12 protein-coding genes are annotated in these 14,121 nt (G+C 71.6%); 6 read left to right on the top strand and 6 right to left on the bottom strand.

Going from position 1 to position 14,121, the window contains the following annotated elements; genetic code table 11:
- Window positions 1–176 precede the first annotated feature (176 nt).
- From F5972_RS11125 to F5972_RS11110, 4 genes are all read left to right on the top strand, one after another.
- A complete protein-coding gene (locus F5972_RS11125; RefSeq protein ID WP_150933408.1) occupies window positions 177–2,645 on the top strand; it encodes a glycoside hydrolase family 3 N-terminal domain-containing protein in 2,469 nt (822 codons plus the stop codon).
- Entirely contained in the window at window positions 2,629–3,729 is a 1,101-nt protein-coding gene (locus F5972_RS11120; RefSeq protein WP_150933407.1) for a LacI family DNA-binding transcriptional regulator, read from the top strand. The genes F5972_RS11125 and F5972_RS11120 overlap by 17 nt, the downstream gene beginning before the upstream one ends.
- A gap of 155 nt (window positions 3,730–3,884) precedes the next feature.
- Window positions 3,885–4,862 (top strand): AraC family transcriptional regulator, encoded by a 978-nt coding sequence (locus F5972_RS11115; protein WP_150933406.1) that lies wholly within the window; start codon window positions 3,885–3,887, stop codon window positions 4,860–4,862.
- 167 nt (window positions 4,863–5,029) lie between these two features.
- Complete coding sequence (locus F5972_RS11110) at window positions 5,030–5,971, top strand: AraC family transcriptional regulator (protein ID WP_225311363.1); 942 nt, start codon at window positions 5,030–5,032, stop codon at window positions 5,969–5,971.
- Between the two features lie 38 nt (window positions 5,972–6,009).
- Here F5972_RS11110 and F5972_RS11105 read toward each other — a convergent pair whose 3' ends face one another.
- Window positions 6,010–6,429, bottom strand: coding sequence for an ATP-binding protein (locus tag F5972_RS11105; RefSeq protein ID WP_225311362.1), 420 nt, complete (start codon window positions 6,427–6,429; stop codon window positions 6,010–6,012).
- 290 nt (window positions 6,430–6,719) lie between these two features.
- On the opposite strand from F5972_RS11105, the gene F5972_RS11100 reads away from it, so the two are divergent.
- Window positions 6,720–7,757, top strand: coding sequence for an AraC family transcriptional regulator (locus tag F5972_RS11100; protein ID WP_225311361.1), 1,038 nt, complete (start codon window positions 6,720–6,722; stop codon window positions 7,755–7,757).
- Here the strand turns inward: F5972_RS11100 and F5972_RS11095 are convergent.
- On the bottom strand, window positions 7,709–8,218 hold the full coding sequence (locus tag F5972_RS11095; RefSeq protein ID WP_225311360.1) for an ATP-binding protein: 510 nt from the start codon (window positions 8,216–8,218) through the stop codon (window positions 7,709–7,711). The two genes, F5972_RS11100 and F5972_RS11095, sit on opposite strands and share 49 nt — an antisense overlap.
- A 400-nt stretch (window positions 8,219–8,618) precedes the next feature.
- Between F5972_RS11095 and F5972_RS11090 the strand changes: the two genes are divergently transcribed.
- Window positions 8,619–9,257, top strand: a complete 639-nt coding sequence (locus tag F5972_RS11090; protein WP_150933404.1) for a response regulator — start codon at window positions 8,619–8,621, stop codon at window positions 9,255–9,257.
- 17 nt (window positions 9,258–9,274) lie between these two features.
- Here the strand turns inward: F5972_RS11090 and F5972_RS11085 are convergent, their stop codons facing one another.
- The 4 genes from F5972_RS11085 to F5972_RS11070 all read right to left on the bottom strand — a co-directional run.
- Entirely contained in the window at window positions 9,275–11,053 is a 1,779-nt protein-coding gene (locus tag F5972_RS11085; protein ID WP_150933403.1) for a sensor histidine kinase, read from the bottom strand.
- Window positions 11,054–11,130: 77 nt separating this feature from the next.
- Window positions 11,131–11,649, bottom strand: coding sequence for a hypothetical protein (locus F5972_RS11080; protein WP_225311469.1), 519 nt, complete (start codon window positions 11,647–11,649; stop codon window positions 11,131–11,133).
- A gap of 343 nt (window positions 11,650–11,992) precedes the next feature.
- Complete coding sequence (locus tag F5972_RS11075; RefSeq protein ID WP_150933401.1) at window positions 11,993–13,381, bottom strand: extracellular catalytic domain type 1 short-chain-length polyhydroxyalkanoate depolymerase; 1,389 nt, start codon at window positions 13,379–13,381, stop codon at window positions 11,993–11,995.
- Window positions 13,382–13,426: 45 nt separating this feature from the next.
- Window positions 13,427–14,121, bottom strand: a 695-nt coding sequence (locus F5972_RS11070; RefSeq protein WP_150933400.1) for an RICIN domain-containing protein, incomplete at its 5' end; no start/stop codon positions are given.

The raw sequence follows: 14,121 nt of genomic DNA, 5'->3' as shown, positions 1-14,121 counted from the left end.
GATAGGCGTTACCAACGTGTCAAGGCTCCTCTCACACCCTCGGCACAGGCGGGTTAGCCGTGTGTAGAGTACTTTCGCATGGGCGTCTAGCTGGTGATCTCGTGAAACATCCGTGTTTCAACAGATTCCGCGGCCAGGCCTCGAAATGTTTCGAAACTCTTTCTTGAGGAGAGCAGATGACGGCGCTCGACCGGACCCCCGCGACGGACCGGATCCTCCGGCCGTGGCAGGACCCCGCGCTTCCCGTGGCCGACCGGGTGGAGGCCCTCCTCGAGGAGATGACCCTTGAGGAGAAGATCGGGCAGCTCGGCAGCCGGTGGATCGGCAACGACATGCAGGACGAGCAGGTCGCCCAGCCGGAGGACGACACCGGCACGCACAACGTGGCGCCCATGCAGGACGTGTTCGCGGCCGCGGGGACGGTGCCGTTCGAGGAGTCGGTGCGCCACGGGCTCGGCCATCTGACGCGGGTGTTCGGCAGCACCCCGGTGACCGCGGCGGAGGGCGCCGCGGAGGTGGTGCGGCTGCAGCACGAGGTGGTGAAGCACTCCCGGCTGGGCATTCCGGCGCTGGTGCACGAGGAGTGCCTGACCGGTTTCACCACCTACGGCGCGACGGTCTACCCGACCGCCATCGCCTGGGGCGCGACGTTCGACCCCGGCCTGGTCGAGCGGATGGCCTCGGCCATCGGGCGGGACATGCGCGCCGTGGGCGTCCACCAGGGCCTGTCGCCCGTGCTCGACGTGGTGCGCGACTACCGCTGGGGGCGGGTCGAGGAGACCCTGGGCGAGGACCCGTACCTCGTCGCGATGCTCGGCTCGGCGTACGTGCGCGGCCTGGAGAAGGCGGGGGTCATCGCCACGCTCAAGCACTTCGCCGGATACTCCGCGTCCCGGGCGGCCCGCAACCACGGTCCCGTGCCGATGGGCCGGCGCGAGCTGATGGACATGATCCTGCCGACGTTCGAGACCGCGATCGCGGAGGGCGGCGCGCGCTCGGTCATGAACTCCTACTGCGACCTGGACGGCGTTCCCTCCGTCGCCGACCCGTGGCTGCTGACCGAGGTGCTGCGCGAGGAGTGGGGCTTCACCGGGACCGTCGTGTCGGACTACTGGGCGGTCGCGTTCCTGGCCACGATGCACCAGGTCGCGGCGGACGCCGAGGACGCGGGCGTGCAGGCGCTGAGCGCCGGGATCGACGTCGAGCTGCCCGACACGCTCGGCTTCGGCCAGCACCTGGCCGACCGGGTGCGGCGGGGCGAGCTGCCCGAGGCCCTGATCGACCGGGCCGCGCGCCGGCTGCTCACCCAGAAGATCGAGCTCGGCCTACTCGACCCCGACTGGACTCCGGAGAAGTCGGTGGCCGAGTCGGAGACGGTGGACCTGGACTCGGCCGGCAACCGGGAGCTGGCCAGGGAGCTGGCCGAGCGGTCCGTCGTCCTGCTCGACGCGGGCGCCGCGCTGCCGCTGCTCGGCGAGGGGCGCCCCGAGCTGCGCCGGGTGGCGGTGGTCGGGCCCTGCGCCGACGACCCGCGCACGTTCATGGGCTGCTACTCCTTCCCCAACCACGTGCTGCCCCGCTACCCCCGGCTCGGGCTCGGCGTGGAGGCACGCGACCTGCTCGACGCGTTGCGGGCCGAGCTGCCGGACGTCGAGATCGTCCACGAGCGGGGCTGCGACTGGCGGGACGCGGACCGCTCCGGCTTCGCGGACGCGACGCGGGCGGCCCGCGAGTCGGACCTGTGCGTGGCCGTCGTCGGCGACCTCGCCGGGATGTTCGGGCAGGGCACCTCGGGCGAGGGGTGCGACGCCGAGGACCTGCGGCTGCCCGGGGTCCAGGAGGACCTGTTGACCGAGCTGGCCGCTACCGGCACGCCGGTCGTCGTGGTGGTCGTCTCGGGCCGGCCGTACGCGCTGGGGGACGTGCACGACAACGCCGCCGCGCTCGTGCAGGCGTTCATGCCCGGGCAGGAGGGCGGGGCGGCGATCGCGGGCGTCCTGTCCGGCCGGGTGCAGCCGTGCGGGAAGCTGCCGGTGCAGATCCCCCGCAGCCACGGCGGCCAGCCCGGGACCTACCTCCAGCCGCCGCTCGGCGCCGACAGCCACGGCATCAGCAACCTCGACCCGAGCCCGCTGTTCCCGTTCGGCTACGGCGCCTCCTACACCACCTTCGAGATCGGCGAGCTGGAGATCAGCGCGACCGAGGTGCCCACGGACGGCGAGTTCACCGTGTCGGTGCGCGTGCGCAACACCGGCCCGCGCGCGGGCGAGGAGGTCGTCCAGCTCTACCTGCACGACCTGCTCGCCCAGGTCACCCGGCCGGTGCGGCAGCTCACCGGCTTCGCCAGGGTCCGGCTGGAGCCCGGCGAGAGCGCGCGGGCGACCTTCACCGTCCACACCGACCGCACCGCCTTCACCGGACGCGACCTGCGGCGGGTGGTCGAGCCCGGGGATCTCGACGTCCTCGTCGGCACGTCGGCGTCGGACCTGCCCTGCCGGGGCCGTGTGCGGCTGACCGGCCCGCTCCGCCACGTCGGCCGTGGCCGCCGGCTCGTCACCCCCGTGGAAGTGACCCCTGTGGGAGTGACCCCGGCGCCGGGGGCCGGCGCCACGCGACAGGGAGGATCAGATGGCGGCCAGTCGTAGACGGGCCACGCTGGCGACGGTCGCGGCCTCGGCGGGGGTCTCGGTCGCGACCGTGTCGAAGGTGCTGAACGGCCGCAGCGACGTCGCCCCGGCGACGCGTTCCCTGGTGCTGTCGCTGCTCGCGCAGCACGACTACGTCGCGCCGCCGCAGCGCCGGGGCGAGCCGGCCGCCTCCGACACGGTCGAGGTGGAGTTCGACGACGACCTCAACCCGTACTCGACCGAGATCGTCCAGGGCGCGGTGGAGGCCGGGGCCGAGCTCGACGCGTCGATCGTGGTGAGCATCCGGCGCTCCGCCGACCGCACGGGGGGATGGGCCCGCGGGCTGGTCGCGGCCGGGCGGCGGGCGCTGGTGGCCGTCACCGGCGAGCTGACCGGGGGGCAGCTCGGCGCCCTGTCCCGGGCGCGGCTGCCCCTTGTGGTGATCGATCCGCTGAACCTGCCGAGGACCCGGGTGACCAGCGTCGGCTCCACGAACTTCGCCGGAGGCCTGGCCGCCACGCAGCACCTGCTCGGGCTGGGCCACCGGCGCGTCGCCCACCTCGGCGGCCCGGCCACCGCGGCCTGCACCCAGGCCAGACTGCACGGTTACCGGGCCGCGATGGAGGCGGCGGGCGTCTCCGTACCCGCCGGGTATGTGCGGACGGCGCACTTCCACTACCAGGACGGGATCGAGGGCGGCGCGGCCCTGTTCGATCTCCCCGAGCCACCCACGGCGATCTTCGCCGGGTGCGACGAGATCGCGTTCGGGGTGCTGGAGGCCGCCAGGGCGCGCGGGCTGCGGGTGCCGGAGGACGTCAGCGTCGTGGGTTTCGACGACACCCAGATCGCCCGGATGGCCTCGCCGCCCCTCACGACCGTACGCCAGCCGCTGCGGGAGATGGGCGCCGTCGCGGTGCGTACGGCGCTGCGCCTGGCGGCGGGGGAACGGATCGAGTCGCACCACGTCGAGCTCGCCACCGAACTCGTGGTGCGCGGGTCGACCGCGCCCGTCGCGACCGTGGACACCCCCGCGGACGCCCCGGAAGACACCCCGGCGGACTCTCAGGTGGACTCCCCGGTGGACGCGGCCGCCCGCCGCTGAACCGCACGGCCGCAGGGGTGCGCCGCAGGGGTACGACAGGCGTCTCCGGGATGGGGCGTACGCGCCTCACCAGGACGAACGTAGGCTGAGACAGAAGGTCCGCCCGGGGGGACGGGTCGCCCCTGAGGCCACGCGATCGCTGGGGGGAGGCGGACATGCCCGATCAGCTGATGCCGCTTGCCACGCATTGGCGGCTGCACACGCACGACGCCGACGAGGCCCGGGTGCGGATCGGGGAGGCCATCGGTGCGCACGAGCTGCGACCCGTGGGGGCCGGCGCCCGGCTCGACGTCCGATTGCACGGGGTCCGGTTCGACTACTTCGGACTGTACGTCCTCGGCTACGGAGCGGAGGTGTCGATCACGCCGTCGATCGCGGAGGACTCCCTCTTCGTCGAGATCCCGTCTGTCGGAGCGGCCGAGGTGCGCCATGGCCGGGAGTCGATCCGATCCTCGCCCGAGCTCGCCGCCGTGATGTCGACTCACCCCAGGTCCATGCGGTGGTTGGCCGGGAACAGGCAGTACATCGTGCACTTCGATCGCGGGGCGCTCGAGGCTCACCTCGGCAGGCTGTTGGGGAGGCGGCCGGATCGGCCGCTCACGTTCTCGCTGGGGATGGATCTGACGCGGCCGCCCGCTCGGTCCTGGCGGTCGGTGGTGGAGCTTCTCCGTGTCGAGGCCGAGGCCGGTGGGGGCATGCTGGAGCAGCCGCTGGTCGTCAGGCAGTTGGAGGGGCTGTTGATGACGCAGCTTCTGATGGCCCAGCCGAGCAACTACAGCGAGGCGCTGCGGGGAAACCAGCCGCGGGTGGCGCCGCCCACGGTGCAGCGGGCCGTGCGGCTGATCGAGGAGCACGCGGCCGAGCCGTTGACGGTGGAGGACATCGCCGAGGCCGTGGGGGTGAGTGTGCGGGCGTTGCAGGAGGGGTTCCGGCGCCATGTGGAGAAGACGCCCATGGGTTTCCTGCGGGAGGTCCGCCTGGAACGGGCGCGTGCGGAGCTCGCGGTCACCGATCCGGTCGCCGCGACCGTGACCGACGTCGCCTTCCGGTGGGGGTTCGCCCATCTCGGCCGGTTCTCCCTGACCTACCGGCAGCGGTTCGGGGAGTCGCCCTCCGAGACCCTCCGGCGCTGACCTGACCCCGGCCTGGGTAGGGCGTACCCGACCTGACCAGGACGAACGTAGGCTGAGATGAACTGTCCGGCCGGGGGACGTGCCACGTCCGCGCATTCCGGATCGCGCGACCGCTGGGGGAGGCGGAGATGTCCGATCGGTCATTACCATTCGCCGCGCATCCGCGGGTGTGCACCCAGGACGTCGACGAGGCCCAGGCCAGAGTCGGCGAGCTCCTCGGCCGCTACAAGCTGCGTCCCGTGGAGCCCGGCGCTCACATCGACGCCTGCATGACGGGCATCGAGTTCGACGGCATCGGTCTGTACTGTCTCGGCTACGGTGCGGCGGTGTCGATCATTCCTCAGATGATCGACAGGCACCTCCTCGTCTCGTTGCCGCTCGCCGGTGTCGCCGAGGTGTCCCACGGGTCCGAGCGGATCACGTCGACCCCCGAGCTCGCCTCCGTGCTGTCGCTGACCAGGCCCATGTCGGTGCGGTGGTCGGCCGGGCACTGCGGGCTGTTCACCCGGTTCGACCGCGGAGCGCTCGAAAACCAGCTCGGCAGGCTGCTCGGGCGGCGGCCGGACCGGCCGCTCGCGTTCTCACTGGGCATGGACCTGACGCGGCCCCCCGCCCGTTCCTGGCGGTCGGTCGCCGAACTCCTCCGCAACGAGGCCGAGACCGGCGGCGGCATGCTGGAGCAGCCGCTCGTCGTCAGGCAGCTGGAGGGGCTGCTGATGACGCAGCTTCTCATCGCCCAGCCGAGCAACTACAGCGACGCGTTGTGCGACGGGCAGCGGAGGGTGGCGCCGCCCACGGTGAGGCGGGCCGTGAGCCTGATCGAGGAACACGCGGACGAACCGCTCACCGTGGAGGACATCGCCGAGGCCGTGGGGGTGAGCGCGCGGGCGTTGCAGGAGGGGTTCCGGCGGCACCTGGAGAAGACGCCCATGGGTTACCTGCGCGAGGTGCGCCTCGACCGGGCGCGGGCCGAGCTCGCGGTCACCGATCCGGTCGCCGCGACCGTCACCGACGTCGCCTACAGGTGGGGGTTCGCCCATCTCGGCCGGTTCTCCCTGGCCTATCGGCAGCGGTTCGGGGAGTCGCCCTCCGACACCCTGCGTCGCTGATCACGGCCCGGTCCCGGGCTGATGCGGGCCCGAGCCGGTCAGCAGGCGGGCAGTTCCGCCCAGTAGGTCGCGGAGTCGGAGCGGACGTCGGCGCCGTGACTGAGCGCCAGCGCCTCGACGACGTCGGCGCCGCGTCCCCGCTCGTCCGACGCGGGCGCGCTGCCCGGCCACACGGGGGCTGCTCCCGAGTCGCCGACCTCGACGCGTACGACGTCTCCGTGGAGGAACAGCCGCAGCTCGGCCGGTGGCAGGGCGTGGAGCACCGCGTTCGTGACCAGTTCCGAGATCACGAGTATGGCGTCCTCAGTGGTGTCCCGGGACAGGCCCCACTCGGCCAGCACGTCGCGTGCCCGGCGGCGCGCCCCGCCGACCGCCTGGAAGGAGTGGGACACCGGATATGTGTAGACGGCCGTCGCGGCCGTGGAGATATCGGCACGATCCATGATCTGTACGTTCATCGTCTTGTGCTCCCTGATCACCAGCGCGGGACCCGTCCGGAGAGCCCCGCCGTGACCCTCCCGGCGAGGAGGCGTCCAGCTGGTGAGAGCGTGCATATCCCCACGTTATGTGGGTTGCTCAATGTGTGCTATCCCGAAGACGAGGCATGACGTCCACATTACGAACCCCCCGTTCCCTCCCGGACTCCACCAAGGCCGATCTCCCGCGTCCCGGCCTCGGCCCGTACCGCCGCAGGTGGCCGCCGGAGCGTGAATTGTCCCTTCTACCAGGGGGAACGTAGGCTGAGTTCGTGTCGGTCCACACAGAACGCGCCTCGCCCGGATCGTGTGACCGCAGAGGGGCTGGGGGCACGCCCGGTCAGCCGCCGGCGCTCGCCGCGCGTCCGCGGCTCCGCACACATGACCTGGAGGAGGCCCGGGTCAGGATCGGAGAGGTGCTTGGCGCACACCAGGTGCGCGTCGCGAACACCGGCGCCCATGTCGACGCCTGGCTGAACGGGTTCCAGCTGGAGAGCGTCGGCCTCTTCAGCTTCGGCTACGGGCCGGAGGTGCTGGTCACACCCGAGGTGCAGGACAGCCATCTCCTTGTCGGGATGCCGCTTGCCGGCCACGTGGAGGTGTCCCAGGGCCGGGAGCTGATCGAATGTACCCCCGAAGTCGCTTCCGTGCAGTCGCTGACGCGGCCCACGTCCATACGATGGGCCGAGGGCAGGCAGTTGATCGCCAGGTTCGGCCGTCCGGCGATGGAGGCCCACCTGGGCAGGCTGCTCGGGCGGCGGCCGGATCGGCCGCTCACATTCTCCCTGGGGATGGATCTGACGCGGCCCCCGGCCCGTTCCTGGCGATCGCTGGTCGAGCTCCTCCGCAACGAGGCCGAGGCCGGCGGCGGCATGCTGGAGCAGCCTCTCGCCGTCAGGCAGCTGGAGGGACTGCTGATGACGCAGCTGCTGCTGACCCAGCCGAGCAACTACAGCGACGCGTTGTCCGGCGGGTGGCGGAGGGTGGCGCCGCCCACGGTGAGGCGGGCCGTGAGCCTGATCGAGGAGCACGCGGACGAACCGCTCACCGTGGAGGACGTCGCCGAGGCCGTGGGGGTGAGCGCGCGGGCGTTGCAGGAGGGGTTCCGGCGTCACCTGGAGAAGACGCCCATGGGCTACCTGCGAGAGGTCCGCCTCGAACGGGCCCATGCCGAACTCGCGGTTCGCGGTCCGGAGACCGCCACGGTCACCGATGTTGCGTACCGTTGGGGATTCACCCATCTTGGCCGGTTCTCCCTGGCCTATCGGCAGCGATTCGGGGAGTCTCCCTCGCGGACCCTGCGGCACTGAAGCCGGCCCGAGGGCTGTGCCCGCAGCTCCACCCAGTGAATGACGGACTTCGGCCGGATGTCGGCGCCGTACCTGACCGCGAGCGCTCCGACGACGGCGTCGCCGCGTCCGCAGTACACCGGCGCGAAAGTGCCGCCGGGCCGCACGGGTGCCGTCCCCGAGTCCGCGACCTCGATCCGTACGAGGTCCTCCAGCAGGCAGAGTCGCAGCTCGGTCGGGGGAAGAGCGTGGAGCACGGCGTTCGTGACCAGCTCGGAGACCACGAGCAGGGCCTCCTCCACGGCATCCTCCGACAGTCCCCATGTCGTGAGCGGGGCGCGCGCCCGGTGCCGTACGGCGGCGACCGCCTGCGGCGTGTGGGGCACCGGACTGGTGTACACAGCCGTGGGCGCCGCGGCCCCGGCGACGTAGGCAGGGTTCATGAGTTGTGCGTCCATCGTGGCGTCCTGCTCCTCGGCCACCGGCCGGCGGACTCCTCACGGAGCCGACCCGCGGCCGGAGTGTCTGGGCGTCGTCACTGGTCGGTGTGCGCGAGGAGCTTCCCCTCGCCCACCTCCGCGGCCACCCCGCCGGGACCCTCCCGACGGGAAGTCACCCGGCTGGTGGAAGCGGCCGTATCTGCACGTTATGTGTGCTCGGCAGGGCTGACTATCCCGGAGACGAGGCTTCGGTGTCCACGGTACGAACCGCCGCCTTCCGTCAAGCCGCAGATCAGGGCCGTGCCGTGCCCCGGCGGCCGGCGGCGCGCACGGTGTGCGCCCTCCACAGCAGGCGTGCGGACGGGCGGCCGTCACCGCCCAGGGCCTGACGAGCCGGGCCCCTACTCGGCCAATCGGGCTGTGAGGGCTTAGCGTATGAGTCATGATTCGCGTGTTCCTGGTGGACGACCACGAAGTCGTACGGCGAGGCGTGGCCGCGCTGCTGGATGCCGAGGACGACATCGAGGTAATCGGCGAGGCGGGGACGGCGGAGTCGGCCGTGGCCCGTATCCCGGCCCTGCGGCCCGACGTCGCGGTGCTGGACGTGCGCCTGCCCGACGGCAACGGCGTGGACGTCTGCCGGGAGGTCCGCTCGAAGGTGCCCGGCCTCGCCTGCCTGATGCTGACCTCCTTCGCCGACGACGAGGCGCTGTTCAACGCGGTGATGGCCGGCGCGGCCGGCTACGTGCTCAAGCAGATCCACGGCTCCGACCTGGTCGGCGCGGTGCGGACGGTGGCCGCCGGGCAGTCGCTGCTCGACCCGCAGACCACCGCCGCGATGCTGCACCGGCTGCGCGACCAGGCCACCAGGAAGGATCCGCTGGCCGCCCTGTCCGACCAGGAGCGCCAGATCCTGGAACTGATCGGTGAGGGCCTGACCAACCGGCAGATCGGCGAGCGGATGTTCCTGGCCGAGAAGACGGTCAAGAACTACGTGTCGAACCTGCTCGGCAAGCTCGACATGCAGCGCCGCACCCAGGCCGCCGCCCTGGCCGCCCGCCTCAAGGCCGAACACGACTAGCCGCCGCGCGGCGGCGGTCATTCGCGGAGGGGGATGGTCCACTCCAGGCGGGTGCCGCCGCCGGGGGGCGAGGTGAGGGCGAAGGCCCCGCCGAGCCGTTCGGCGCGGTCGGCGAGGTTGCGCAGGCCGCTGCGGCGGCCCTCGGCGGGGACGCCGACGCCGTTGTCCTCGACCACGAGCGTCAGCCGGTCGCGGGCGGCGTCGAGGGTGACGTCGGCCCGCGAGGCCCTGGCGTGGCGGACGATGTTCGACAGGGCCTCGCGCAGCACGGCGAGCAGGTGCTCGGCCGCCTGCGGGGGCACCCGGCTGTCCAGATGGCCCTCCAGGCTCAGGCCCGGCATGAAGCCCAGGTGTCCCCGGGCGCTCTCGACCAGGTCCACCACCTGGGCCCGCAGGCTGGGAGAGCTGTCCTCGCGCGGCGTCTGCAGGGCGAAGATGGTCGAGCGGATCTGCCGGATGGTGGTGTCCAGCTCGTCGATCGCGGTCTGGAGGCGGGAGGACGCCTCGGGGCGTTCGACCAGCCGCACCGTGCTCATCAAGGTCATCGCGACGGCGAACAGCCGCTGGATGACCACGTCGTGCAGGTCCTTGGCGATGCGGTCGCGGTCTTCGAGCAGGCCGAGCCGCTCGGCGTCCCTGCGGGTGTCGGCGAGCTCCAGCGCCACCGCCGCCTGCCCGGCGAAGGCGTGCAGCATGCGCAGCTCCGACCGGCTGAAGGGCATCCGCCCGGCACGCTTCACCAGGGCCAGTACGCCGCGGACCGCGCCGGGCGCGCCGAGCGGCACCGCCGCCACCGGCCCCGCGGGAGCGCTGATCGCCCAGGCGAACGTCTCCTCGTCCTCGCCGTCGTCGTCGTCGAGCATCAGCGGCTCACCGCTGAGGAAGGCCCGCCCGGCCAGCGAGCCCTGGATCGGCACCTGGCCGTCGTACGCGGAGCCGTCCGGGCCCGTCCGCTCCTGATCCGCGGGGTCGGCGGGGTCGTGCGAGTCGCCGGGATCGGCCGGGTCCGCTGAGCCGGTGCGCTCCAGCGCCAGGTGCAGCGCGTCGCTGCCGGCGCGCGGCAGCAGGATCGCGACGCCGTCGGCGGCGCTCATCTGGTGGGCCCGGTGCGCGATGAGGGTGAGCACCTCCTGCGGTTCGGCGCCGGAGAGCAGGCGGGTGGTGATCTCGGCGGACGCGTGCAGCCAGGTCTCCCGGCGGCGGCTCTCCTCGTACAGGCGGGCGTTCTCGATGGCGACTCCGGCGGCGGTGGCCAGGGCGACCACGATCGCCTCGTCGTCCTCGTCGAACTGCCCGCCGCCGCGCTTCTCGGTCAGGTAGAGGTTGCCGAACACCTCGTCGCGGACCCGGATCGGCACCCCGAGGAAGCCGCCCATCGGCGGATGGCCGGGTGGGAAGCCGTACGACTCGGGGTGCTGGGAGATGTCGGCGAGGCGCAGCGTCCGCGGCTGCTTGATCAGCAGGCCGAGCAGGCCGAGGCCGTGCGGCCAGTGCTCGATCCGGGCGATCTCCTCCTCGCTCAGCCCGACGGGGACGAACTGGACCAGCGTGTTGTCCTCGCCGATCACGCCCATCGCACCGTAGGTCGCGTCCACCAGGGTGGCTGCGGTCGCCACGATGCGGCGCAGCACGACTTCCAAATCCAGGTCGCTGCCGATGGAGACCACCGCCTCCAGCAGCGCGTGGACGCGGTCGCGGGTGGCCAGCACCGCTTCGAGGCGTGCCTGCAACTCGGCCAGCAGGTCGTCCAGTCGCATGCTCGGAATCAGCGACCGGGACAGCTCGTGGTCGGTCATAGGGGGCAGTGTCGCATCGCGGACAGGCCAATGCCCACTCCCAGGGGGCGGGGAGTGGGCACTGGAGCCGGAGAGTCTCACCTGAGGATCGGGAAGCGGCGCACGAGCGGGGTGGCGGCCCACCATCCGCCGAGGCCGAACGTCTCGCCGGCCCGGGTCAGCGCCAGGCCCGCGAGGACGAGGGCGTAGACGATGTGCTCGTCCATGAAGGGGTTGGTGGTCAGCGGCAGCTCGGCGGCCCACATCAGGACCAGCAGCAGCCCGCCGGCGACGGCGGCGATCCGCATGCCCACGCCGAGGACGAGGGCGGCGCCGACGCCGAGCAGGCCGGTCATGAACAGCCAGTCGACCCAGCCCTGGCCGGCCAGGGCGCCGAACAGGCCGCCGAAGGTGTGGTCGGCGGTGCCCTTCAGGAAGCCGGTGGTAGGGCTGCCGCCGTTGACCCAGGCCTTGGCGGCGGTGGTGGCGAAGCCCCAGCCGAACAGCTTGTCGAGGAAGGCCCACAGGAAAACCCAGCCGACGGCGATGCGGGCGGCGGCCCAGACATATCTCGCCGGGTCCGTTCCGGTCGCAGGGCCGGTCGTCGGGCCGGTCATCTGGAAAGCGGGGGGAGTGGCGGGAAAGAGGGGGGTCCTCTGGTGCCGCCCTTCGGTGATGGCCATGACCGGCCCCTTTCGCTGCGGTGGTCGCTTCTTTGTGCACTCCAAGCACATCGCGACACCACCTGCGCGGAGCAGAGCCGTACGGCACCCTCCGATCACTCCGAAGTCCCGTGATCGTGGGACCTTCGGCCCCCTCGGTGAACCCCCGCGAAACCCATGCGCGGGGCCGCACGAGATCGGGGGGTGACCAACCACCCCGGTCTCGCACGACCCCGCAGCGCACTCTCGACGTGCGTCTACCCAACGGGTCCGACGTCATGCACGAGAGCGTTCTTCGTCATCTGCTCCAGGTCCACTTCTGGTTGGTGCCGCCGTGGCAGCTGTAGAGCTGGAGCTTGGTGCCGTTGCCGGTGCCGGCTCCGGCTGCGTCGAGGCACAACCCGGACTGGACGCCCTGGATGCTGCCGTCGGAGTTGACCCGCCACTTCTGGTTGGTGCCGCCGTGGCAGGAGTAGATCTGGATCTTGGCGCCGTTGCCGGTGCCGCCGGCGTCGAGGCACTTGCCGCTGTAGACCCGGATCTCACCGGCCGAGGTGGACGTCCAGGTCTGGTTGGCCTGGCCGTTGCAGTCCCACAGCTGCACCTGGGTGCCGTCGTTCTGGCTGGCGCCGGTCACGTCCACGCAGCGGCCGGAGGCCACACCCTTGATCGCCCCGCTGCCTCCACCGGAGGTCGGAGTCGACGACGGCGTCACAGTAGGCGTGACGGTCGGCGTCACAGTGGGCGTCACGGTCGGAGTGGCCGACGGGGAGGTGCTCGGCGCGTCGAGGCCGAAGAACCGGATCGCGTAGATCCCCATCCCCTGGTGCGGCAGGTCGTGACCGGCCCCGGAGATGGTGTACGCCTCGACCTGACCCGAGCCGAAGGTCCGCCGGGTCCAGCCGGACTGCGGGGAGCCGGTGGAGGTGGGCGTCTGGCTGATGCCCCACACGTTCGTCCACTGGTCGACCTCCTCCTGCAGCATGGTGTAGTTCAGCACCGAGTCGTTGGTGCCGTGCCACGCCTGCACCCGCGGCCGGGGTCCGGTGTACCCCGGGTAGGCGTTGCGGGCCAGGTCGCCCCACTGCTGCGGCGTCTTGTCGCCGCACCCGGCCGGGCCGAGGCAGCCGTAGGGGACGCCCGAGAACGGCGCGCCGGCCTTGAACACGTCCGGGTAGGTGGCGAGCAGGTTGTTCGTCTCCATCGCGCCGGAGGAGAAGCCGGTGGCGAACACCCGCTCCGGATCGCTGTTGTAGCGCTGCTGGACGTAGTTCACCATCGACACGATCGAGCCCGGGTCACTGCCGCCGCCGTGGCGCAGGGACTCGTTCGACCACACGTCGAAGCAGTTCGACATGCCGTTGGCGCTCTTGTTCGCCTGTGGATAGATGACGATGAATCCGTACCGGTCGGCCAGCGAGGCGAACTCGGTGCCCTGGTAGAAGCCCTGCGCCCAGCCGTTGCAGCCGTGCATCGCCACCAGGACTCCCGGCCGGGCCGCGACGTTGTTGGGGACGTACAGGAACATCCGGATGTTGCCGGGGTTGGAGCCGAAGTTCGTCACCTCCGTCAGCGTCGCGGCCGACGCTCCCGGCACCGGTCCCACGAGCATGGACAGCGCCGTGACCACCGCCGTGATCAGCGCCGCCACGGCGGTGCCGGCGAGTTTCCTGAGATGTCGTCTCATCGTTCTGCTCTTTCCGGGGGGTTCGTGTGAGGGGGTTCGTCCGGGTTATCGGGTCCAGGTCCACTTCTGGTTGGTGCCGCCGTGGCAGCTGTAGAGCTGGAGCTTGGTGCCGTTGCCGGTGCTGGCTCCGGCGGCGTCGAGGCACAACCCGGACTGGACGCCCTGGATGCTGCCGTCGGAGTTGACCCGCCACTTCTGGTTGGTGCCGCCGTGGCAGGAGTAGATCTGGATCTTGGCGCCGTTGCCGGTGCCGCCGGCGTCGAGGCACTTGCCGCTGTAGACCCGGATCTCACCGGCCGAGGTGGACGTCCAGGTCTGGTTGGCCTGGCCGTTGCAGTCCCACAGCTGCACCTGGGTGCCGTCGTTCTGGCTGGCGCCGGTCACGTCCACGCAGCGGCCGGAGGCCACACCCTTGATCGCTCCACTGCCTCCACCGGAGGTCGGAGTCGACGACGGCGTCACGGTGGGCGTCACAGTCGGGGTGACGGTCGGAGTGGCCGACGGGGAGGTGCTCGGCGCGTCGAGGCCGAGGAAGGAGATGGCGTAGGCGAGCTGGCCGCTCATGGGGAGCTGGTGGCCGACGCCGGAGATGCTGATGCCCTCGACGGTGGCCTGGGTGCCGGTGTTGCCGTAGCGGGTGCGGGTCCAGCTGGACTGCGGGTGGTCGGTGAAGGCGGGGGTCTGGCTCAGCCCGTTGAGGTTGGTCCACTGCTTGATCTCTTCACCGAAGTTGTTGTAGT

The organism is Microbispora cellulosiformans (assembly GCF_008728085.1).
GTDB classification, from domain to species: Bacteria; Actinomycetota; Actinomycetes; order Streptosporangiales; family Streptosporangiaceae; genus Microbispora; species Microbispora amethystogenes.
Note: the sequence above shows the minus strand (reverse complement) of the source record. Positions and strands in the feature narration are given on the sequence as shown.

Coding starts and splice junctions, on each gene's coding strand:
- F5972_RS11120 (WP_150933407.1), top strand. CDS start 2,629: ATGGCGGCCAGTCGTAGACGGGCCACGCTGGCGACGGTCGCGGCCTCG.
- F5972_RS11105 (WP_225311362.1), bottom strand. CDS start 6,429: ATGAACGTACAGATCATGGATCGTGCCGATATCTCCACGGCCGCGACG.
- F5972_RS11085 (WP_150933403.1), bottom strand. CDS start 11,053: ATGACCGACCACGAGCTGTCCCGGTCGCTGATTCCGAGCATGCGACTG.
- F5972_RS11115 (WP_150933406.1), top strand. CDS start 3,885: ATGCCCGATCAGCTGATGCCGCTTGCCACGCATTGGCGGCTGCACACG.
- F5972_RS11125 (WP_150933408.1), top strand. CDS start 177: ATGACGGCGCTCGACCGGACCCCCGCGACGGACCGGATCCTCCGGCCG.
- F5972_RS11075 (WP_150933401.1), bottom strand. CDS start 13,381: ATGAGACGACATCTCAGGAAACTCGCCGGCACCGCCGTGGCGGCGCTG.
- F5972_RS11080 (WP_225311469.1), bottom strand. CDS start 11,649: ATGACCGGCCCGACGACCGGCCCTGCGACCGGAACGGACCCGGCGAGA.
- F5972_RS11090 (WP_150933404.1), top strand. CDS start 8,619: ATGATTCGCGTGTTCCTGGTGGACGACCACGAAGTCGTACGGCGAGGC.